This is a genomic window from Bradyrhizobium sp. LA6.1, from assembly GCF_040547805.1.
In the GTDB taxonomy this organism is placed as follows: domain Bacteria; phylum Pseudomonadota; class Alphaproteobacteria; order Rhizobiales; family Xanthobacteraceae; genus Bradyrhizobium; species Bradyrhizobium barranii.
Genome location: NZ_JBEPQK010000011.1, coordinates 42,291 through 63,611 on the forward strand (window position 1 = coordinate 42,291; position 21,321 = coordinate 63,611).

Here is a 21,321-nt window from a genome sequence, read left to right on the forward strand (position 1 = left end):
GGCCTCAGGCCGGATCGGTGAAAGTGGGCTCGGACGGCTCGGCGACGGCTTGATCGCGCTCCCATCCCTCGTTCTCCAGCTTGATGTGCTGGATCGCCACCGCATTGGCGTTGGCGTCGAGATCGGGCAGCGACTGGTATTCGGAGACCCAGCAGCGGAATAGCTTGTAGGCGAGCGCGAGCTGCCCGGCCTCGTTGTAGACCTCGAGGATGATGTCCTTGCGGAAATCCTTCAGCGAGACCTCGGCGCCAAGTCCTGCGCCGAAATGCCAGACCTTGTTGGCCCATTTCTCGAACTCGGTGTCGTGGGTGACACCGCGATCGAGCGTGATCGCCTCGAACTTGCTGCGGCCGGGCGACTTGCGTCCCGTCGAGGGATCGCCGCCCTCGCGGTGTTCGACCACTTCGGTGGTGCGTTTCAGCGCCGACACCTTGCTGATGCCGGCGACGTAGCGGCCGTCCCATTTCACGCGGAACTTGAAGTTCTTGTAGGGATCGAAGCGCTGCGGATTGACCGAGAACTGTGCCATTTGCTTGCCTCAGGTGTCTTTGCCTCAGGTTTTCCTTGCCTCAGGTTGGAATGTCGCCGGCGATCTGCTGGATCTTGATGACGACGAACTCGGCGGGCTTCAGCGGCGCGAAGCCGACGATGATGTTGACGATGCCGAGATTGATGTCGGCCTGCGTCGTGCTCTCGCGGTCGCATTTGACGAAATAGGCCTCGCGCGGCGAGCGGCCCTGGAACGCGCCCTGCCGGAACAGGCCCTGCATGAAGGCGCCGATGTTGAGCCTGATCTGCGCCCAGAGCGGTTCGTCATTGGGCTCGAACACCACCCATTGCGTGCCGCGGTAGAGGCTCTCCTCCAGGAACAGAGCCATGCGCCGTACCGGAACGTATTTCCATTCCGAGCCGCGGTCGTTCTGGCCGTGCAGCGTGCGCGCGCCCCAGACCACGTTGCCGTAGACCGGCAGCGTGCGCAGGCAGTTGACGCCGATCGGATTGAGCTGGCCGTTCTCGGCGTCGCTCAAGCTCAACGCGAAGCCGACGCCGCCGTTGACGCTGGCATCGGTGCCGGCCGGCGCCTTCCAGACCCCGCGCGTCGCGTCGGTCCGGGCGTAGACGCCGGCGACGAAGCCGCAAGGTGGAAAGTCGCGCACGACGCCGGATTGCAGCGGATCGGCCTGCATCACCCACGGGTAGTACAGCGCGGAGAAATTGCCGTCCGAGCCGGTCAGGCCGGCCTCGCCGTTGGCGCCGCTCATGTTGGCGACCGTCTCGTTCTGGAGGCTGTCGATGATCAGGAACGCACGGCGGACGTGGCAGCGTTGCTGTAGCTTGGCGAGTGCGCCCTGGGTTGTTGAATTGACGTTGGTGAGGCCGGGCACGCAGACCAGGTTGAAGATGTCGATACGATCGACGATCCCGCCGGTCGCGAACAGCGGATCGATCGCGCTGACGAACGGACCGTCATTGGCGGAGAGGACCGTGCCATCGGCGCCGCCCGCAAATGGTTTCGTGGCCGGGGTCGGGACCGTCGTTGACGCCGTGGTCAGCTTGTCCATGAAGGCGGAGCGGCCGTTGACGACGCTCGGCGCGTAGCGCGGATCCGCCTTGTTCATCGACAGGTCCTGGAACGTCTCAACGATGTCAGTGCTCGGCGACGGGCCGATGACGTCGAGCCGGAAGCGGGTGCTGTCGTCCGCACGCAGCGTCAGTCGGACGCTGTAGGAGTTGGCCCACAGGCCCGGAGAACTCGCCTCGATACCGAGATCGTTGATCGCGCAGGTCGCGGTCTTCGCGTCGTTGGCGGGCGTTCCCGGATTGAACAGCGCGATCCGCACGACGTAGGCGTCGCTGCCGCCGTTGTCGAAGAATTGGCGCACGGCGTAGCCGAGATTGGCGCGGCGGTCGAGCCCGCCATAGGCGCGCTCATAGTCGGCAAAGCTCGAGATGCGCACGGCACGGTCAACGGGGCCGCGCGGCGCCCAGCCGATGAACAGCGCGATCGACGTCGCCACGCCCGAGATCGAGCGCACGCCGCTGGAGATTTCCTCGATATAGACGCCGGGTTGCAGAAGGGCTGAGGGCATGTCGGCTCCTGTGATTTGGCGGTCCGTCTCGCTTGGTCAGACCGCGGCGATGGTCTTGCCTGGCCGGCGGGCGCGCCGCTGGCGCGGCCGGCGCCTCGGGCCGGGCGGATCCCGAATGGCTTCCGACAGGGATTGCGTCGTAATCTCGGTGATGGCCGTGCGGTGCGGCCGCAGCTCGTAGAGCGCGCCGCTTTCGCCGCTTGCGACGATGGTGACGACCTTCATCCGCGGCCGGCTGTGCAGAAGGCTCGCGAGGCTGTCGCGCTCGTCCGGGGCCTTCTGCGCCACCACGAGGACGTCGGCCCGGGTGCGGCGTGCCTCCGTTGCCAGATTGGCGTCGTCACTCGTCCCGACTACGGACAACGCCGGATCTTTCGCGACGACATGCTCGAGAAGATCGGTCATCAGCCTCGGAAATCCCGCAATGAGGATGCGTCTCTGTCGCAATGGCCACCTTTTGCGGTGAGCCTTGCACAAGGCGCGACGGCGCGATTGAGCCAAAAGGTCTAGCGAGGATGGAGTTGATGGTCCGGACCATGCCCGCGGCGGTGAGACCGCGATGATGCAAACGGCGCGTAATTCACCGCGACATGGCGGCTTCGCGCGCGATGCCGGCTCGAAGGATCTAGGCCGAAAGGTCTAGCGGGTCTGGATCCGCGATGATGCAGACGCGGCCGCGCCGTTCGCGTGCAGATGCTTGCTGATCTCGCCGCGCCGGCGAATCTGCAATTTGCTGAGCACGTTGTGCATGTGGTTCTTCACGGTCGAATTGCGGATCCGCAAGGCTCGCGCGATCTCTTTGTTCGACAGCCCTTCGCCGACGAATCGAATGATCTCGTGCTCGCGTGGTGTCAGCGTATCGACGCCGGCGGCCGACGCTCGCGTGACGGTCCGCGCAGAGAGCAGCGCGAGGCGGCCGAACAGGGCGGCGGCGACCTTGGGCGAGCACACGAGCTCGTCGCGCATCGCGTTATGGACGGCGGCGACGACGTCGCTGATCGAACCCTCGCGGAGCACGAAGCCGGACACACCGGCCTCTGCGCAGGCCAGGATATCCTGCTCGGCCTCGGCGACCGCGATGGCGACGACCTTCAACGCGGGCGCCAGCGCGCGGCACGCCGCCGATTGCCGCAAGCCCTGCGGCGTCGCTATGTCGACCAGCAGCACCTGTGAGCCGCTGTCGACGACTTGCTCAGGCGGGGTCGCAAGATCACCGTGTCCGGCGATGCGTAAGCATTCCTGCCGGGCCAGGCAGGAACTGAGGCCTTCGCAGAGCAGGCGCACGTCGCTGAGGATGAAGAGGCTGATGGGTATGAGGCCGCCGGCGTCCGGCTCGGCGGGCGGCGGTGATGCATGCGAAGCGGTGAGGTGGGAATGCGGCGGGGCGTGGCGCCCTGCCGAAAATGACGCATTGGACGACATGCCTGCCTCCCGATTGCCAACTCACAACCGTGTTTGCCGCCGCGCCCAGTTGAAGGCCACCAAGATCAAAAAGTTGTATATTTAATATCTTTCCCCTTGAAATTGAGTATCGCGCGTTTTGACGTCGCTGACAAGCACCGACACGGCATCCCGACATGTCGGGGGCGTTTCGACGCATGTGAAGCGGACGATTGACAGGCAGCAATTTAATTTATCAGCGCTGCGCGTGCGGATTGAGATCTGGCCTCTCAGGCCACGACCTTGGCGCCGGCGTCGCCGAGACGCTGGTGTTCCTTTGCGAGATGATCGCCAATCGCATCGCCCGACATCGGCTTTGCGAAGTAGTAGCCCTGGATGAAGTCGCATCCCAGGCGGCGCAGGCTGTCGAGCTGGGCGCGGGTTTCGACGCCCTCGGCGACGCAAGCGATCTCCATGTCGTCGCACAGGCCGGCGAGAGACTTGATGATCTTGTGACTCACCGGATTGTCGTTGATGTCGGCGACGAAGCTGCGGTCGATCTTGATCTTGTCGAGCGGCAGCCGATGCACGTGGCTCAGCGAGGAATAACCGGTGCCGAAATCGTCCAGTGAAATGCCGCAGCCCATGGCCTTCAGCGTCGCGATCGACTGCTGCGCGCGCACGAAGTCGAAGGTGACGGCGGTCTCGGTGATCTCGAAGTCGATCCGGTGCGGCGGCAACCCGCTCTTCTCGATGATCGAGATCAGCGGCAAAATGCCCTCGGCTGCGCAGACATCGTGAGCGGAGAGGTTGAACGACAGGCGGATGTGCTCGGGCCAGGTCCTTGCCGTCGCGAGCGCGCGGACCAGCAGCGCCTGCGTCAGCGGCCGGATCAGGCCGATGCGCTCTGCGGCCGGAATGAAGTCGGCCGGTGAGACTAGGCCGAGGCGGGAGCTGCGCCAGGACTTCGAAGCCGGCGGTGTGCTCGCTCATCGCGTCCACGATCGGCTGGAACACCAGGTCCATCTCGGTGCTGAAATCGGCGGTGCGGAGCAAGTTCTCGATGACGCCGCGGCTGCGGATCTCGGCCTCGAGCTCGCTCGAGAAGATCACGGTGCGGCCGCGCAGATGGCGCTTGGCGTGATAGAGCGAGTAGTCGGCGCATTCATAGAGCGCTTCGGCGCTGGTCGCCGAGCTTGGGAACAGCGCGAAGCCGATCGAGCAGGACAGCCCGGTATGGGCGGTGTCGAGCTGGTAGGGCAACTTGACCTGTTCGCCGATGCGCTGGCCGAGCCGCATCAAATCGTCATCTTCGGGATCGCCGCACACCACGAGGCCGAACTCGTCGCCGCCGAGCCGGGCAAATTCCACCCGCTGCGGGCCGAAGCCCTCGCAAACTTCGCGGATGCGGCGCCCGGCTTCGATCAGGACGCGATCGCCGACCGAGTGGCCGTAATTGTCGTTGATCGGCTTGAAGCCGTCGAGGTCGATGATCCCCACCGCGACGCGAACGCGCCTGCGCTCGGCGTCGGTGAAGGCGCTCGACAGCTCGGCGAAGAAGCGGCGGCGGTTCGGCAGCTCGGTGAGGGAATCGAGATTGGCGAGGCGGAAGTTCTCGTCCGAGAGCGCTTGGGTTGCCGCCTGCTGCGCCAGCAGCGATTTGCGGCTCGAGACGAGATCGGCGAAGTCGCGGTAGTAGATGAACAACACCGTCACCATCGCGCCTGACACGAGCAGGTTGTTGACCGCGATCGCCTTCAGCGTCGGTTCGCCGGTCGCCCAGAAGAACAGCACATAGGGAACGTCGACGACGAGCGTCACGATCAGCGCCGCGGAACGCAGATGCATCAGCGAGAAGATGCAGCCGATCACGGTCACCGCCATGTAGAAGGCGACCTGGCTCTTGGCGAAGGCATCGCCGTAAGGGTACAGCGCAAAGGACCATGCGGTGAAGCCGGCGCCGATCGGCAATGTCATCCAGTTTGTGGCGCGCAGATTGCGCAGGATATCGGCATCGCTGCGCACGAGATGCCGCTGGCGCAGCCACCAGAAGGTACGCAGCGCCGCGAGCACGGTGAGCACGCTCGGCACGATCATCGTCAGCCAGTCCGGCGCCACGTTGACATAGGTATAGGCAACCGCGATCGTGTTGCTCATCAGGATGAAATAGAGCAGCGGGATCTGCTTCGAGAAGGCGTCGAACTGCGCGCGCGTCAGGTCCGGGTTGTCGGCCGGCACGCGAAACAGCCGCATCGCGGCGGCGAGCTGAGACTTCAAATTGACGACAGGCATTGCAATACGCGCCCCGGATCCCTTCAAAACGGCGGCGATCTTCCACGGCGGGGGTAAAGGGCGCGTTAGGTGGGGCTGCACGAAAAAGCCAGCGCAGGTTGCGCGCGGCTACGGGATTTTCCGGCCGCGTGTATTGGTGAGACCGTGTTAAGGATATCCGGCGGCCGAGGCGCGTGTCTCAGGCACGTCTCGCCCGCGGCCACCTGCAGCTACGATCTGCTAACCATGCGAGATCTTGGCTTTTCACGTCGGCGACGGCGCATGGCCGCGCGGTCAGCCGACGCACGTGCTTGCGCAAGCTACGTCGTGCGAGGTGCCGCAGCAACGGCCTCGTGTCCGCGATAATTCATGAGCATGCTCGGAATAACGGTCGCCGTTCGGTTTGAGCATGGCGGCTATCGCTGGAATGCGGCCGCTTGCTGTTTGACCGCGCGCAGGCGGCCCGCCATACTTTGCGTCAAGGCGAGCCAGAAAGACTTGTCGGCACCGGGAGCTGAAATGACCAATTCTTTGTCCGTCCTTGCGGGGACGTTGATTTCCCTCGTCTCCTTCACTTCAATTGCATTGTCGCAGCCGGCCTGCGTCACCCAGAACATGGCCGTGCCGCCCGGGGCCAACACCACCGACAAGGCGGCACCGTTCTTCATCGACACGACGGGCCTGGATTTCAAGACGGCGCCGCCGACGCGCGATCCCTCGAACCCCAACTATCCGCGCGCGACCGAGCTGCCCGACGGAACGCTGCCGCCGCCCGGCGCCGAGGGCAATTTCATCATCGGGCCCACCCACAATCCAGCGCCGGAGACGATTGCGAAGGAAGGCGTACCACGCGGCACGACAAAATCCTTCACGCTGACGTCGAAAGAGAGCACGATCTATAATCCCGGCCTGATCCGCGACGACGTCGCTGGCTGCACCAATTCGTCGATCATGACGACCGTCACTGCGCCGGATGACAAGTCGCACATGATCGTCACCACCAGCCATCCCGGAATCTGGTCGCGCACGATCGACGTCTACGTGCCGGCGCAATATGTACGCGGCACCGAGGCGCCGTTCATCGTGGTCGGCGACGGCGGCTCCAACGCCTACAAGGACCTCGCCACGACGCTCGATAATCTGATCGCGCAGCGCCGCGTGCCACCGATGATCGCGATCCAGATCGGCAATGGCGGGCAGGACGCGCAGGGCAGCCAGCGCGGCCGCGAATACGATGCGGTGTCAGGCGACTATGCGCAGTTCGTCGAGCGCGAGGTGCTGCCGCTGGTCGAGAAGAACGCCGACGTCAAGTTGACCAAAAACCCCGACGGGCGCGCGACCATGGGCCTGAGCTCGAGCGGTGTGGCGGCCTTCACCATGGCGTGGTTCTATCCCGATCTCTATCACCGCGTGCTGGCCTTCTCGCCGACGATGGTCAACCAGCAATGGCCGCACGATCCGTCGTTGCGTGGTGGTGCGTGGGAATATCACAGCGCTTGGACCGGGCCGGCCACGCCCAACCTCATATCGAAGGCCGGCGTGCTCACGCCGGCCGAGCCGCCCGGCGTGCCGCTGATCGTCGCCGCGCCGGCGAAGCCGATCCGCTTCTGGTTCTTCGGCGGCGACCAGGACCTGTTCTATCCGAACCCCACCATTCCCGATGGTATGCACGACTGGACTTTGTCGAACGCGCTGATGGCGAAGGTGCTGGCGGAGAAGGGCTACCACTACCAGTTCCTGTTCGTGCGCAACGCCAAGCACGTCGACCGGCCGACGATCGCGCAAACGCTGCCGTCGGCGCTGGAGTGGGTCTGGAAGGGCTATCCGATCCCCTGAACGCGAAGCCGCGCGAAATCTAGCGCCCTATCGTCACGCCGGCGGTCGAGCGCATGGCGTCCCGGAGGGTCGTCGCGTTCATGTCGTCAAGGATCTGACGTGTCAGCACGGTGGTCTGGCCGGGCGTGTTGAGGATCGTATCGCCGCGCGAGGTCGAGAGCCGGTCGGCCTTGTAGGGCGCGGCCCGATCGGTGGCGGGCGCATGGTGCGGGCGTTTGCCGGACGCCGCAAAGGCCCCTTGCGAGATGCAGAGAGCGGCGATCACGATCAGGCGCAATGATCTTGCGGGCATGCTGCCTCCCATGTGTCCAAGCCGTCAGCCTAGCATATGGCGGGCATGGTCGCAGAGGACAAGGGTCAGGCGAGAGCGGCCCGGCGCTCCCGTACCGGTTCGCGGGGCCGGTCGGGGTTACGCGGCTCGGCGAGCCGGGTAAAGCTGCGCTGACCCGCCGACGCGGGCGCCTCGACGACGACGCCCTCGCAGACGATCTGCCCGTCCAGCATCCTGAATTCGAGCTTGTCGTAGCGTGGCATGGTCTCGCCGGGCGCGGGCGGCAGCAGCTCGACGCGGCCCTGGATGTTCAGCGTGGCGTCGCCGGCGCCGTGAAGCCGCGGATTCCACATCCTGATCCCGGTCTCCGTCCAGCGCTGCCGGATCAACGTGGCGCGGTCGACGGGTTCCACGACCTTTGTGCGCGTCTTCGGCGCGCTGGGGATCACCGGCGCAGGAGACTCGAGGACCGGCTCCGGCGCGACATGCGTGACGACGCTCGCTGTGTCGGCAGAGGAACCCGGCGCGGCGATCGCTGCGATCGGGGCGGGATCGTTGGCCGGGATCGGCTCGATCTCCATTGTGACGATCGGGAAGGCCGCGCTGTCGATGCTGCTCTCGGAGACCTCCTCCGCCGAGACGTCGCTGTCCGCAAGCGCGACGCACGGGTCCTCCACGACAGCCGGCTCCACATCAGCGACGTCAGAGGAGGTATCGTCGTTGACGGCGAGAGCGGGGGCATCAACCGGAGCGATCTCGATGTCGATAGACGAGACCGGCGTCTCCTTTGCGACGACGAGCTCCACCTCGGCCGAGAGGTCGGGAGATGGATCGCTGCCGATGACGGGCTCGGAAACGTTGGCCTGCCGGCTCTCGGCCTCGACAGGCGACAGCCGCGCCTCTTCAACGATGACGGGTTCAACGATCTCCGGAAGTTCCACAGGTGGGTCGCTGATGACGAGCTCGGGTGCACCGACCGGCTCACTCTCGATCTCGACAACCGGGACCGGTGTCTCTTCTACGACAACGGGTGCGACGCTGGTCTCAAGGTCCGCGGGCGGATCGCTGCTGACGAGCTCAACGGCCTCGCTCTCCACCTCGACTGATGAGACCGAAACCTCTTCGACGACGATCGACTCGACCTCTGTCGGCGCTTCCAAGGATGAATCATCGGCGACGCTGATATCAGTTGACGCTGCGGATGGGCTCTCCGGGATGACAGAGATAGCGGCGCCATCTTCGGCGACCGGAGCCGCAACGGTGATCTCGGTGTCACTGGGCTGCGGGTTCGTGCTGATGCCGTCGGGAGCCGGAACGGCTTCTGCGATGTTGGCGACGATTGCGGGCGAATCGCTTGCCGCGATCGGCGCGACATCGATGCTGCCGCCGTGAGGCAAGGGCCTAAGCCGGGTGAACGCCCATTTCACCGCGGGAATGCGGCGCAGCAACGATATCAGTCTCGAAAGCACAGGGAGTTGTCCAAGAGGTACTCGGCGTGAAGCAATCGCTGATTCGCCAGCAATGCAAAAAACTGCCCCGGCCGTCACATCGATGTCAATGTAGGTGGGACCAATTGCAGAACATCCGTGCCTCCACCGCGCGGGAAAGGGCAACGCGACTGCCGTGTCGGATGCGACAATGCACCACCGCCGGGTTGCGGGCGGTCGCGCCTAGGATGGGCGGGACAGCAATGCAAAGCACGCGCATGTCCGATCCTCCCGACGATAGGATCGTTCCGATCCGCTCGTTGCAAGGCGCCCGGCTCGACGAGCGCTTTGACGCAACGCTTGCGGACCTCGAGGCGCGCCGCGATGAACTCGTGCAAATCATCTCGCGTCTCACCGACGGCTTGAGCGTGATCGATCAGGCCGCCGCTGGCGGATCAGCTCAGTCCGCGCGCGATCTGCTCGATCTGCTGGCCACGGCCAAAGCCCAGCTGAACGAGGTGACGGCCATCATCGAAAAGCTGCGGTCGTCCTGAAGCTCCGGCGACAAGCTTTGGGTTGCCTGGCAAGAGCAGTGGATGAAGGAGCCGGACCCGCAGGGCTACCGCAGCGTCATGCGGTACTGCCCCGGCCGCTGATCCTGCGCCGAATGTCGGACTTCCCTGCGTCATCCTTCCCGCCTAAGTTCAAACGTCTGGGGAGTGAGGACTACGCAATGAGAAAGCTTGCCACCATCGCAGCGGTTCTGGTCTGGTCGACATGCGCATTCGCGCAGGATCGCACCATCACCGTGGCCTCGACGACGTCGACGGAGCAGTCGGGCCTGTTCGGTTACCTGCTGCCGTTGTTCTCGAAGGCGGAGGGCATCGAGGTGAAGGTCGTTGCCGTCGGCACCGGCCAGGCGCTCGATATCGGGCGGCGCGGCGATGCCGACGTGGTGTTCGTGCATGACAGGCCGGCCGAGGACAAGTTCATGTCCGAGGGGCAGGGCGTGAAGCGCTTCGATGTCATGTACAATGACTTCATCATTGTCGGTCCGAAGAGCGATCCCGCCAAGATCGCCGGCGGTAAGGACGTCACGGATGCGCTGCGCAAGATCGCGGCGGCGAAGGCGCCATTCATCTCGCGCGGCGACAAGTCCGGCACGCATGCGGCAGAGCTGAGATTGTGGAAGGAGGCGGGTGTCGATATCGGTGCCGGCAAGGACAGCTGGTATCGCGAGATCGGGCAGGGCATGGGTCCGGCGCTGAACATGGCCTCGTCGTCGAACGCCTATGTTCTGTCAGACCGTGGCACCTGGCTGTCGTTCAAGAACCGGGGCGAGCTTGCCGTCCTGACTGAGGGCGACAAGCGGCTGTTCAACCAGTATGGCGTCATGCTGGTGAATCCGGCAACGCATGCGAATGTGAAGGCGAAGGACGGACAGGCCTTCATCGACTGGCTGGTTTCGCCGAAGGGGCAGGATGCGATCGCTGGCTACAAGGTCGGCGGCGAGCAGCTATTTTTCCCCAACGCGTCCCACTAGCAGGAAGGCGACGGTCGACACCGCCACGCTGAGCGCGAGCAGGATCAGCCCGAGCCCGAGTGCCAGCGGCAGGTCGCCCTTGCTGGTCTCCAGTGCGATCGCCGTCGTCATCGTGCGCGTGAAGCCGCGGATGTTGCCACCGACGATGATGATCGCGCCGACCTCGGCGATCGCGCGTCCGAACGCCGCGAGAAAGGCCGTCAGCAGCGACGTTCGGCCGAGCGCGAACAGCAGGCCGATGCTGCGCAGCGTCGATAGTCCGTCGATCCGCGCGAGGTCGCCATACTCGGCCCAGAGCAGGCTCGCTGGCCGGTGCACCAGCGCGACCACGATCGGGGTCGCGAGCAGGGTCTGCGCGATTACCATGGCGGTCGGCGTGAACAACAGTCCGGCTGCCCCAAGCGGGCCGGACCGCGACAGCAGAAGATAGAGCGCAAGCCCGACCACGACCGGCGGAAGGCCGAGCAGCGCGTTGGTCAGCACGATGACGACCTGTCGCCCGCGGAATCGGGTGATCGCGAGCAGGGCCCCGAACGGCGCGCCGATCAGCAGCGCAACGATGCCGGCGGTCAGGCTGACACGAACCGACAAAGCGACGATGCCGAGCAGCTCGGCATCGGCCTCGCTGATCAGCGTGAGCGCGGCGCCGATGGATCGCGCGAAATCGTTCATCCGGCCGGACGCTGTTGCGCCGGCAGGAGATCAAGCACCAGATCCGAAGGGCGGCAAAGCCTGACGCCGTTCGGGGTCACCACGATCGGCCTGTTGATCAGGATCGGATGTACCATCATCGCTTCGAGCCGCTGGTCATCCGTCAGCGCCGGGTTGTCGAGCCCGGGCTCCGGATAGGGCGCCGCCTTTTCGCGGACCGCCTCGCGCACCGAAATGCGCGCGATGGACTGCTGCAACGGGGCTCGCGAGGGTGGCGTCTTCAAATATTCGACCACGTGCGGCTCGATGCCGGCACTCCCGATCGTGGCAAGCGCGCTGCGCGACGTGCTGCAGTCGGGATTGTGGTCGATGATCACGTCCATTCGAAAGTCCCCGGGCTTGGACCTTCGCGCGTTCTCGCCGCCGCGAGCCGGCAACAGGCTTTCGCGGGACTAAATCACGATTCACGGCGAGATTTCCAGAAGGATCGCGGTCGCGTGGCTGGCAACGTGGATGCCCGGGACAGGCCCGGGCATGACGGCCGCTCGTTTCCAAGCTTCAGCGCTTGACGTTAGCCGAGGCCGAGACCGTGGGGTTTGTCTCGATGCTCTGCTGCCAATAGCGTTCGATCTGGTCGACCAGGGCAGGCGGAAGCGGAACGTAGTTCAGCGTCTCGGCCTGTGACTTGCCGTTCTCCAGCGACCAGCGGATGAAGTCGATGGCCGCTGCCGATCGTTCCTCGGATTTCGGCGCCTTCGGCATCAGCACGAACGTCGTGGCCGTGATGGGGTAGGCGTCTTCGCCGGGCGCGTTGGTGAGCACGAGGTGGAAATCCTTCTCCGCCTTCCAGTCCGCGCTCGAGGCCGCGGCCTGGAACGATGCGGCGTCGGGGACGACGAAATTGCCGGCGCTGTTCTGCACGACGCCAAATGAGATTCTGTCTAGCCGTTGCAGCGCGTAAGTGTATTAGAGATAGCCGATCGAACCGGGCACGAGGCTGACAAGCGAGGCGACGCCGTCATTGCCCTTGCCGCCGAGACCAAGCGGCCACTCGACCGAGGTGCCTTCGCCCACGCTCGTCTTCCACTGCGGGCTGACCTTCGAGAGGTAGTTCGACCAGTTGAACGACGTGCCGGATCCGTCGGTGCGATGAACCACCGTGATCGCAGTGTTCGGCAGCCTGATGTCGGGGTTGATCGCGCGAATGGCCGGATCGTTCCATGATCTCAGCTTGCCGAGATAGATGTCGGCGAGCATCTGGCCGGTGAAGCGGATCTGGCCGGGTTTGACTCCATCGATATTGACGACCGGCACGACGCCCCCGATCACGATCGGGAATTGCATCATGCCGAGCCTCTCCAGCTCCTTGGGATCAAGCGGCATGTCGCTTGCGCCGAAGTCGACGGCCTCTTTCTTGATCAGGCCGACGCCGATGCTCGAGCCGACCGCTTGATAGCTGACGGTGTTGCCGGTCTTCGTCTTGTACGCGTCGATCCATTTCGCCATCACGGGCGAAACGAAGGTTGAGCCGGCGCCCTTGGTCTCGGCCGCCAGGCTTTGCGTGGCGACGAGCAGAGCGGTGAAGAGTACGGGGAGAGTGAGGTGCTTCATCATGCGGCCGAGGCTAGCAGGCCGGGCGCGAAGCAGATGTGGCCTGTGTCACAAAGACGTCTTGGCCCGGTGCTCGCTGGCGCGCCCTCGGCACCCCCTGCAGCGGCCGGGCAAAATGCGCACAAATCAGCCCGCCGGGGCATCAAATCGCACCTCTCCGCGGCGGAAGAGCGGCTTTATTCCCGCCCGGGATGCTTTAAGGAGGGGGGCAGGATCAGGTCGCACCCGCCCGGCGGCGGTGCTAGACCCTGATGCAGGAACAATGGGGCCGGGCCGTCTGGCACGCCCGCAAGGATGAAGGATACGAGGCAATGATCAACACCGTTGGCATCATCGGGGCAGGGACCATGGGGAACGGCATCGCGCAGATTTGTGCCGCGGCCGGGCTCTCGGTCGTGATGGTCGACATCTCCGATGCGGCGGTGAACCGCGGGCTGTCGACCGTCGGCGGCAGCCTCGAGCGTCTGGTCAAGAAGGAGAAGATGTCGGCGGCCGATCGCGACGCTGCTCTCAAGCGCATCACCGGCACCACCGACCGCGCGAAGCTCGCCGATTGCGACCTCGTCATCGAGGCCGCGACCGAGAACGAGGAGCTCAAGGTCAAGATCCTGAAGGACCTCTGCGCCACGCTGTCGCCGCGCACGCTGCTCGCGACCAACACCTCCTCGATCTCGATCACGAAGCTTGCCGCCGCAACCGATCGTCCCGATCGCTTCATCGGCATGCACTTCTTCAACCCGGTGCCGGTGATGGCGCTGCTGGAACTCATCCGCGGCCTGCAGACCTCCGACGACACCCACGCCAAGGCGCTGGATTTCGCCAAGCGGGTCGGCAAGGTGGCGATCACGGCCAAGAACAGCCCCGGCTTCGCCGTCAACCGCATCCTGTGCCCGATGATCAACGAGGCGATCTTTGCGCTCCAGGAAGGGATCGCAACCGCTGAGGAGATCGATGCCGGCATGAAGCTCGGCTGCAACCATCCGATCGGGCCGCTGGCGCTGGCCGATCTCGTCGGGCTCGACACCATGCTCTCGGTGATGGAGGTCTTCTATAAGGGCTTCAACGACCCCAAATATCGTCCGGCCCCCTTGCTCAAGGAAATGGTCGATGCCGGCCATCTCGGCCGCAAGACCGGCCAGGGCTTCTACACTTACGGTGCCTGATGGCGCCGGCGGCGGGTGCCCGGCATCCGCCGCCCGATCCCCGCAATTTGCGCTGTGACAAAGACGCCGCGCGCAATTGGCCCGACAATGTCGAACGGGCGGCCTGCGGGAACAAATGAACGGATAACGAAGGACATGTCGGATCGACTGAAGGCCGAGCGCGAGGCGGCGGCCGCGCGGCGGAACCTGCTGACCCAGGATGCGATCGAGCGCACCGGGATCACCGAGGAGATGATCGGGGAGCTCGTCACCCGCTTCTACGGACGCGTGCGCGAGGATGCGCTGCTGGGGCCGGTCTTTGCGATCGTGCAGAATTGGGACGAGCATCTCACCAAACTCAAGGATTTCTGGTCGTCGGTCGTGCTGATGAGCGGCCGCTATCATGGTTCGCCGATGCGGGCGCATGTGCCGCTCAGCCTGGTCGGCGATCATTTCGACCGCTGGCTCGATCTGTTCGAGCAGACCGCGCGCGAGGTCTGTCCGCCGCCGGCGGCCGCGCTCTTCATCGACAAGGCGCGTCGCATCGCCGACAGTTTTGAGATGGCGTCGGCGACCATCGCCGGCCGGATCGCTGCGCCGCGTCACGTGCTCCGGTCCTGACGACAGCAAATCTGCCTGTAAAACGTGCAGTTGTGTCGCTTCGAGGTTGTGCTGCGCGGCCAATAACGCGTTGCACCAATTCCCGCATCATCGGTCTGATCTGCAAAATCATCATGCCGATCGCGCGACGCGACGTTGCAATTGCAAATATGCGCTGGAACGCATTCATTTGCGTTCAACCAAAGCGAGCAAAGACATATTGATGCGCTGCGGCGCCAATTCTCCGCCTTTTTTTCGGCAGAGTTCCAGCGCCTGCTAGCGTGCATGTCGCGCGCATCGTTCAACACCACCCCCTCATCGTCCGAGAGCACCGCGGAGTCTGAAGTCGACGCGGGTACAGAACAGACGCGGCGAACGCTGCTGCTTGGCGCGCTCGCCACGACCGCCTGCCTTGGTTGTTTCACGCAGGCGCGCGCGGGCGAGGATCCGCCAGGCTCCGACGAACGTCCGCAGAAGGGTGATCTGCTCGTCTTCTCCGAAGGCGGCCAGGAGGGAAAGCTCATCACCGCGGCCGATCTCCCGGCCGGTGGACCGCCGGTCCATGCGTGGCCGAAGGATCCCAACACATCGGTGGTGCGCAGCGCCTCGCGCCTCAACGAAATCCTGATCATCAGACTCGATCCCGCCGAGCTCGACGAGAAGACCCGCGCGCGTGCCGTCGACGGCATCCTGGCCTATTCGGCGATCTGCTCGCATGCCGGCTGTCCCGTCACCGCCTGGGTCAAGAGCGATGTCGGCGACAAGGACGTGTTCAAGTGCATGTGTCACAACTCCGAATACGATCCCCGCGAGGGCGCGCAGGTCGTGTTCGGTCCGGCGCCGCGGCGGCTTGCCGCGCTGCCGCTCGCGCTCGCTGACGGTTCGCTCAGCGTCGCCGACAATTTCATCGGAAAGGTAGGTGGCGTGCAGCCAGGATGACGGACGGTGCGGGTTGTGCCCGCGTCACGAGAGGCCGCATCCGCCGATGGGCGGACGACGGGACGAACGACAAGAATTCAAAACAAGAATTCAAACGGATGAAAAAGGGGAACGTTCATGACCAGGAAGCAATGGTTACTGTCCGGCTTCGTCGCCTTCACGTGCCTTGTCTCGACCGTCGCCGTCGCCGGCCCGATCGAGAACTACGCGCCGGTCACCCAGCAGCGGCTGGAAAATCCGGAACCCGGCAACTGGATGCTCTATCGGCGCACCTATGACGGACAGGGCTACAGCCCGCTCGACCAGATCAACACCTCGAACGTCAAGAATCTCACACCGGTCTGGACCTTTGCCACCGGCGTGGTCGAAGGCCACGAGGCGCCGCCGATCGTCAACAATGGCGTGATGTTCGTAACGACCCCGATGGGGCAGGTGATCGCGCTGAACGCGAAGACTGGCGACGAATATTGGCGCTACAAGCGGCAGCTTCCCGACGACCTCTTTCAGCTGCATCCGACCAACCGCGGCGTCGGTCTCTGGGAGGACAAGCTTTATCTCGCCACCACCGACGACCATGTCGTCGCGCTCGACGCCAAGACCGGCAAGGTGGTGTGGGACACCAAGGTGCAGGACTACAAGAAGGGCCAGTACATGACCCTGATGCCGCTGGTCGTCGAGGGCAAGGTCATCGTCGGAGGCTCCGGCGGTGAACTCGGCGTGCGCGGTTACGTCGCCGCATACGATGCCAAGGACGGCAAGGAGTTGTGGCGCACCTTCACCATCCCCGGCGAGGGCGAGCCCGGTCACGATACCTGGCAGGGCGACGACTGGAAGACCGGCGGTGGCTCCGCCTGGATGACCGGCAATTACGACAAGGACACCAAGACGATCTACTGGGGCGTCGGTAACGCCGCGCCATGGCCTGGCGAGACGCATCCCGGCGACAATCTCTACACCTCCTCGGTGCTCGCGCTCGATCCCAGCAATGGGAAGATCAAGACCTACCACCAGTACCACCAGAACGATTCCTGGGACTGGGACGAGGTCGAAGCACCGATCCTGGTCGACCTGCAACGCGACGGTCGCACCATCAAGAGCCTGATCCATCCGGGCCGCGACGCGATCTTCTGGGTGCTCGAGCGCACCCCGACCAAGATCAACTACGTCGCAGGCTGGCCCTTCGTCGCGACCGATGTCTGGAAGGGCATCGATGCCGAGAGCGGCAAGCCGATCGTCGATCCTGCGCACAAGCCGGTCATCGGCAAGCGGGTCGAGTTCTGTCCGTCGCTGTGGGGTGGCAAGGACTGGCCGTCGGCGGCCTACAGCCAGAGGACCGGCCTCGTCTACGTGCCCGCCAACGAGAATTTCTGCGGCGGCTTCACCGGAGAGAAGGTTCCGCTCAAGGCGGGCGAACTCTGGCTCGGCACCAAGCCGGAGGACATCGGCCTGACGACGAAGCCCGGCGCCGATCATTTCGGCGAACTCCAGGCCTGGGATCCCGTCACCGGCAAGAAGGTGTGGCAGCACAATTTCCCGAAGTCGCAGTTGTTCGGCTCGGTGACGGCAACCGCAGGCGATCTCGTCTTCGTCGGCGGCACCAACGACCGCAACTTCCGCGCCTTCCACGCCAAGACCGGCGAACTCTTGTGGGAGCAGAAGACCAACTCCGGCATCATGGGCATGCCGGTGTCCTATGAGATCGACGGCACGCAATACATCTCGATCCAGTCGGGGTGGGGCGTGGACGCGCAACGCATCCAGGATGCGCTCGCGACCAACAATATCGGCATCGAAGCCAATGTGCCGCAGGGCGGCGTCATCTGGGTGTTCGCGCTGAAGAAATAAGCTCCGCGGGCGGATCGCAAGAAGCGGAGCGGTGAGGGGGGCAATGCGGCGGATGGCAACATCCGCCGCATTTTGCGTGTGCGGTGCTCGCGCCACGAACTCGTCATGCCCGGGCTTGTCCCGGGCATCCACGTTCTTCGTGCCGCGGCAGAGGTCGTGGATGGCCGGGACAAGCCCGGCCATGACGGCGAGCGGCGGTTTGTGGGCGCAGGCGTTGGACCGCTACTTCCCCTGCCGATCAACCTTGTCCTTTTCCTTCTGGTTCATCTCCTGAACCTTCGGATCGGAGCTGGTCTGCCCGGTGGTCTGCGTGGTCGAAGGCGGCGGGGCGCCGGCGTTGGGAAGCGAGTTCTGCTCCGGCGCGGTGGGGCGCGTGGCGGTGGTCGGCGGGGTGGTGTTGCTTTGAGCGAACGCAGCCGTGGTCGTCATGAAAAAGGCGCCCGACAGCAACGAGACTGCGAGCGCCTTCGAGATGTTGGTCATCGATCTGCTCCTGTCAGATCGATGGAAACGGCGCGAGGCCGCTCAATGTTCCGCTTTAGGCCTCCAATTGCTTGCCGAGCGGAAGGCTGCGGATACGCTTTCCGGTCGCGGCGAAGATCGCGTTCATCAGCGCGGGTGCGAACGGCGGAACACCGGGCTCGCCGACGCCGCTCGGCGGCGTTTCGGGTCCGGGCGGGACGATGTAGACGTTGGTTACAAGAGGAGATTCATCCATCCTGAGGACCTGGAAGTCGTCGAAGTTCTTCTGCTCCACCTTGCCGTCCTTGAAGGTGATCGCGCCGTATTTGGCGACGCTCAGCCCCATGATCGCCGCGCCCTCCATCTGCGAGGCGATGCGCTCGGGATTGACATAGGTGCCGCAGTCGATCGCGGTGTCGACCCGCGGCACCGTCAGCTTGCCCTTCTCGTCGACGGCCACCTCGACGATGGTCGCGATGTAGCTGACGAAGCTGCGGTGCACAGCAATGCCGAGGCCGTGGCCTCTCGGCACCTGACGGCCCCATTCGCCCTTCTCGGCGACCAGTTCGACCACCTTGCGCAGGCGCGCGGTGTCGATCGGGTAGCTGTCATAGGGCTCGCCGTAGTTCCACATGTCCTTCACCGCCGGCTTGACGATGCGGGGACTGCCGATCAGCGCGAGCAGCGTCTCCTTCTGGTCGCGCCCGGTCGCCTGCGCGATCTCGCCGACCATCGATTGCACTGCAAAGGCCCGCGGGATGTTCGAGACCGAACGGAACCAGCCGATGCGGGTGAACGCCGCGGCTTCCGGGTTCTCGCAGGAGATGTTGGCGATCTCGAACGGCATGTCGACGAGGCCCATGCCGAGCTCGAAGGGCGCCTGGTGGTTTGCACCCGCGGCGAAGGTCGAGGCGATGCTCGGGGCCACGCTGCGGTGGCGCCAGGCGATCACCTTGCCGTTCTTGTCGAGTCCCGCCTCGATCCGCTCAACCGAGACGGTGTGCAGGAAGTCGTGACGGACGTCGTCCTCGCGCGTCCATTGCACCTTCACCGGCGCGCCGAGCTCCTTCGACAGCAGTGCGGCCTCGAGCGCGAAGTCGCATTTCGACTTGCGGCCGAAACCGCCGCCAAGAAGCGTGACGTTTACCGTGACGTTGTCCTCGGGAATGCCGAGCGTCTTGGCGACGTCCTCGCGGGTGCCGCCAGGACTCTGCACCGGCGCCCAGATCTCCGCCTTGTCACCCTTGACGTCGGCGACCGCCACCGGCGGCTCCATGCTGACATGGGCGAGGTGCGGCAGATAGTATTCGCCGACGACGACCTTGTCGGCGGCCTTCAGCGCAGCGTCTGCGTCACCCTCCTGGCGTACGACGAGGCCCGGCTTGCGCGAGGCTTCCTCGAGCTCCTTGCGATAGGCGACGGAGTCGTATTTGCCGTTGGCGCCGTCGTCCCAGGTCAGCTTCAGCGCGTCGCGGCCCTTGATCGCCGCGCCGGTGTTGCGCGCGATCACCGCGACGCCGCCGAGCGGCTGGAATTTCGACGGCCACGGCCAGCCGCGCACCTGCATTACCTTCTCGACGCCGGGGACCTTCAGCGCCGCGTCCGGATCGAACGAGACCAGCTTGCCGCCGGTCACCGGCGGGCGTGCGATGACAGCATATTTCATGCCTGGTAGTCGCACGTCCGCGCCGTAGCGCGCCTTGCCGGTGGTGATGTCGTGGAGATCGACGATGCTGATCTGGCCCTTGCCGAGATAACGGAAGTCCTTGGGGTCCTTCAGCTTGAGGCCTTCGATGCTCGGCACCGATTCCTTGGCTGCGTCCGCGGCGAGTTCGCCGAAGCCGAGCTTGCGGCCGCTTGCACTGTGGACGACCTCGTGGTTGACGGCCTTGACCTCGGTCGCCGGCACGCCCCAGCGCTTGGCTGCGGCCTGCTCCAGCATGGTGCGGGCGGAGGCGCCGATCTGGCGCATCGGGATCAGATAATGCCGCGTGCTGCGGGAGCCGTCGGTGTCCTGGTTGCCGAACTTGACCTCGTCGCCATGGGCCTGCTGCACCTTCACCCTGGACCAGTCGGCTTCCATCTCTTCGGCGACGATCAGCGGCAGGCTGGTGCGCACGCCGGTGCCCATTTCGGCACGATGGGCGAGGATGGTGACGGTGCCGTCGGGCGCAACGGCAACGAAGACGCGCGGATCGACCACGACGCCGTGCGGCATCTTGCCGGCGCCGGTCTCATAGGCAAACGCCTGGCGCGACATCACGGGTGCGGCGAGCACGAAGCCGCCGGTGATGCCGAGCCCCTTCAGGATGCTGCGGCGCGAGACCTTCTCGACCTTGAGGTTCTTCTCGAAGCCACGGAGCTTCGTTGGGTTGTCGATGAAATTCATGTCACACTCCCGTCGATGCGAGATGAACTGCGTTCTCGATGCGCTGGTAGCAGCCGCAGCGGCAGATGTTGCCGGCCATCGCTTCGCGGATCTGGTCGTGTGACGGCTTGGGATTCTCCATCAGCAGCGCGGCGGCCTGCATGATCTGGCCAGCCTGGCAGAAGCCGCATTGGGGCACGTTGACCTGGCGCCAGGCCTTCTGGACCGGGTGGTCGCCGTTCGGATGCAGCCCTTCGATGGTGGTCACCTCGCGCCCGGCGACGTCGTTGATCGACGTGATGCAGGCGCGCACGGCCTCCTTGTCGACGATGACGGTGCAGGCGCCGCACAGGGCCTGGCCGCAGCCGAACTTGGTGCCGGTCAGGCCGGCCTCGTCACGCAGGAACCAGAGTAGCGGGAGATCCGGGTCGCCGTCCCAGCTCTGTTCCTGGCCGTTGATCTTCACCTTGATCATGATGGTCCCTCGCTCTTCATAAGCATGTCGATTTCAACATTGCCGACACAGGTCGGCGCACTGCCCGTTTCGTCGTGTCGCCGCATCCCGGCTTGTTCTCCTGCGCGGGCAGATCCCGGCAGCAAGCAGGAATGCGAATCGTGATGTCCGGATGTGCTCGATACCTCCCGTCTTATTCTTGATTGATTGAATTCGCGCGGCATCGTGACGACGCGATCGTAGCAGAGACCGCGCCGGCCCGGCGTTCACAGCCGGGTGTTGTTGAAGGGAAAAGTTGCAACGAAGGTTTGTCAAAAGCAGGGCGCGGCATCACGCCCCTGCGCCTGCGAAATGTGCACGACGAAAAAAGCTTCGTCCGGCAGAGACTGCGCGGACGAAGCAGGATGCCTCAGTCGAGGGAGGGAGAACGC

General features: G+C 64.7%; 20 protein-coding genes and 1 pseudogene. 7 read left to right on the plus strand and 14 right to left on the minus strand.

The window, feature by feature from the left end; translation table 11 throughout:
* Positions 1-4 precede the first annotated feature (4 nt).
* The 5 genes and pseudogenes from ABIB99_RS25300 to ABIB99_RS25320 all read right to left on the minus strand — a co-directional run bounded on the left by ABIB99_RS25300 (position 5) and on the right by ABIB99_RS25320 (position 5,762).
* Positions 5-529 (minus strand): phage tail protein, encoded by a 525-nt coding sequence (locus tag ABIB99_RS25300; protein ID WP_071911630.1) that lies wholly within the window; start codon positions 527-529, stop codon positions 5-7.
* A 40-nt stretch (positions 530-569) separates the two neighbouring features.
* Positions 570-2,090 (minus strand): phage tail sheath family protein, encoded by a 1,521-nt coding sequence (locus ABIB99_RS25305; RefSeq protein WP_354177906.1) that lies wholly within the window; start codon positions 2,088-2,090, stop codon positions 570-572.
* Positions 2,091-2,126: 36 nt separating this feature from the next.
* A complete protein-coding gene (locus ABIB99_RS25310) occupies positions 2,127-2,495 on the minus strand; it encodes a hypothetical protein (RefSeq protein ID WP_085405637.1) in 369 nt (122 codons plus the stop codon).
* 234 nt (positions 2,496-2,729) lie between these two features.
* Positions 2,730-3,512, minus strand: coding sequence for a LuxR C-terminal-related transcriptional regulator (locus ABIB99_RS25315; protein ID WP_354177908.1), 783 nt, complete (start codon positions 3,510-3,512; stop codon positions 2,730-2,732).
* Between the two features lie 248 nt (positions 3,513-3,760).
* Positions 3,761-5,762 (minus strand): annotated as a pseudogene (locus ABIB99_RS25320) (putative bifunctional diguanylate cyclase/phosphodiesterase).
* A 498-nt stretch (positions 5,763-6,260) separates the two neighbouring features.
* Here ABIB99_RS25320 and ABIB99_RS25325 point away from each other — a divergent pair.
* Entirely contained in the window at positions 6,261-7,577 is a 1,317-nt protein-coding gene (locus ABIB99_RS25325) for an alpha/beta hydrolase (RefSeq protein ID WP_354177910.1), read from the plus strand.
* 19 nt (positions 7,578-7,596) lie between these two features.
* Here ABIB99_RS25325 and ABIB99_RS25330 read toward each other — a convergent pair whose 3' ends face one another.
* Together ABIB99_RS25330 and ABIB99_RS25335 are read right to left on the minus strand one after the other, a co-directional pair.
* Positions 7,597-7,869 (minus strand): Plug domain-containing protein, encoded by a 273-nt coding sequence (locus tag ABIB99_RS25330; RefSeq protein WP_354177912.1) that lies wholly within the window; start codon positions 7,867-7,869, stop codon positions 7,597-7,599.
* A gap of 65 nt (positions 7,870-7,934) precedes the next feature.
* Complete coding sequence (locus ABIB99_RS25335; protein WP_354178120.1) at positions 7,935-9,296, minus strand: hypothetical protein; 1,362 nt, start codon at positions 9,294-9,296, stop codon at positions 7,935-7,937.
* A 125-nt stretch (positions 9,297-9,421) separates the two neighbouring features.
* Here ABIB99_RS25335 and ABIB99_RS25340 point away from each other — a divergent pair, with 125 nt between their 5' ends.
* Together ABIB99_RS25340 and ABIB99_RS25345 are read left to right on the plus strand one after the other, a co-directional pair.
* Positions 9,422-9,829, plus strand: coding sequence for a hypothetical protein (locus tag ABIB99_RS25340; RefSeq protein ID WP_354177914.1), 408 nt, complete (start codon positions 9,422-9,424; stop codon positions 9,827-9,829).
* A 179-nt stretch (positions 9,830-10,008) separates the two neighbouring features.
* Complete coding sequence (locus ABIB99_RS25345; RefSeq protein ID WP_354177916.1) at positions 10,009-10,818, plus strand: ABC transporter substrate-binding protein; 810 nt, start codon at positions 10,009-10,011, stop codon at positions 10,816-10,818.
* On the opposite strand, the gene ABIB99_RS25350 is transcribed toward ABIB99_RS25345, so the two are convergent.
* The 4 genes from ABIB99_RS25350 to pstS all read right to left on the minus strand — a co-directional run bounded on the left by ABIB99_RS25350 (position 10,792) and on the right by pstS (position 13,080).
* Positions 10,792-11,490 carry an ABC transporter permease gene (locus tag ABIB99_RS25350; RefSeq protein ID WP_354177918.1) on the minus strand — a complete coding sequence of 233 codons (699 nt, stop codon included), beginning with the start codon at positions 11,488-11,490 and terminating at the stop codon, positions 10,792-10,794. The two genes, ABIB99_RS25345 and ABIB99_RS25350, sit on opposite strands and share 27 nt — an antisense overlap.
* A complete protein-coding gene (gene arsC, locus ABIB99_RS25355) occupies positions 11,487-11,852 on the minus strand; it encodes an arsenate reductase (glutaredoxin) (RefSeq protein WP_354177921.1) in 366 nt (121 codons plus the stop codon). Before arsC ends, ABIB99_RS25350 begins: the two co-directional genes overlap by 4 nt.
* 175 nt (positions 11,853-12,027) lie before the next feature.
* Entirely contained in the window at positions 12,028-12,390 is a 363-nt protein-coding gene (locus tag ABIB99_RS25360) for a type 2 periplasmic-binding domain-containing protein (RefSeq protein WP_354177923.1), read from the minus strand.
* A gap of 45 nt (positions 12,391-12,435) precedes the next feature.
* On the minus strand, positions 12,436-13,080 hold the full coding sequence (gene pstS, locus ABIB99_RS25365; RefSeq protein WP_354177925.1) for a phosphate ABC transporter substrate-binding protein PstS: 645 nt from the start codon (positions 13,078-13,080) through the stop codon (positions 12,436-12,438).
* A gap of 251 nt (positions 13,081-13,331) precedes the next feature.
* On the opposite strand from pstS, the gene ABIB99_RS25370 reads away from it, so the two are divergent.
* The 4 genes from ABIB99_RS25370 to ABIB99_RS25385 all read left to right on the plus strand — a co-directional run bounded on the left by ABIB99_RS25370 (position 13,332) and on the right by ABIB99_RS25385 (position 17,606).
* Positions 13,332-14,243: a 3-hydroxybutyryl-CoA dehydrogenase gene (locus ABIB99_RS25370; protein WP_071911652.1), complete on the plus strand. Its 912-nt coding sequence runs from the start codon at positions 13,332-13,334 to the stop codon at positions 14,241-14,243.
* Positions 14,244-14,378: 135 nt separating this feature from the next.
* Positions 14,379-14,843 carry a group III truncated hemoglobin gene (locus ABIB99_RS25375; RefSeq protein ID WP_354177927.1) on the plus strand — a complete coding sequence of 155 codons (465 nt, stop codon included), beginning with the start codon at positions 14,379-14,381 and terminating at the stop codon, positions 14,841-14,843.
* Positions 14,844-15,107: 264 nt separating this feature from the next.
* Entirely contained in the window at positions 15,108-15,761 is a 654-nt protein-coding gene (locus tag ABIB99_RS25380; RefSeq protein WP_354177929.1) for a QcrA and Rieske domain-containing protein, read from the plus strand.
* A 117-nt stretch (positions 15,762-15,878) separates the two neighbouring features.
* Positions 15,879-17,606, plus strand: coding sequence for a methanol/ethanol family PQQ-dependent dehydrogenase (locus ABIB99_RS25385; RefSeq protein WP_085405657.1), 1,728 nt, complete (start codon positions 15,879-15,881; stop codon positions 17,604-17,606).
* Between the two features lie 222 nt (positions 17,607-17,828).
* Here the strand turns inward: ABIB99_RS25385 and ABIB99_RS25390 are convergent, their stop codons facing one another.
* Genes ABIB99_RS25390 through ABIB99_RS25400 form a run of 3 tightly spaced genes read right to left on the minus strand, consistent with a single transcriptional unit; the run spans position 17,829 to position 20,911 of the window.
* Positions 17,829-18,089: a hypothetical protein gene (locus ABIB99_RS25390; protein ID WP_028151274.1), complete on the minus strand. Its 261-nt coding sequence runs from the start codon at positions 18,087-18,089 to the stop codon at positions 17,829-17,831.
* Positions 18,090-18,144: 55 nt separating this feature from the next.
* Positions 18,145-20,457: a xanthine dehydrogenase family protein molybdopterin-binding subunit gene (locus ABIB99_RS25395; protein WP_354177932.1), complete on the minus strand. Its 2,313-nt coding sequence runs from the start codon at positions 20,455-20,457 to the stop codon at positions 18,145-18,147.
* A gap of 1 nt (position 20,458) precedes the next feature.
* Positions 20,459-20,911, minus strand: coding sequence for a (2Fe-2S)-binding protein (locus ABIB99_RS25400; protein WP_085405661.1), 453 nt, complete (start codon positions 20,909-20,911; stop codon positions 20,459-20,461).
* Between the last annotated feature and the right edge of the window lie 410 nt (positions 20,912-21,321).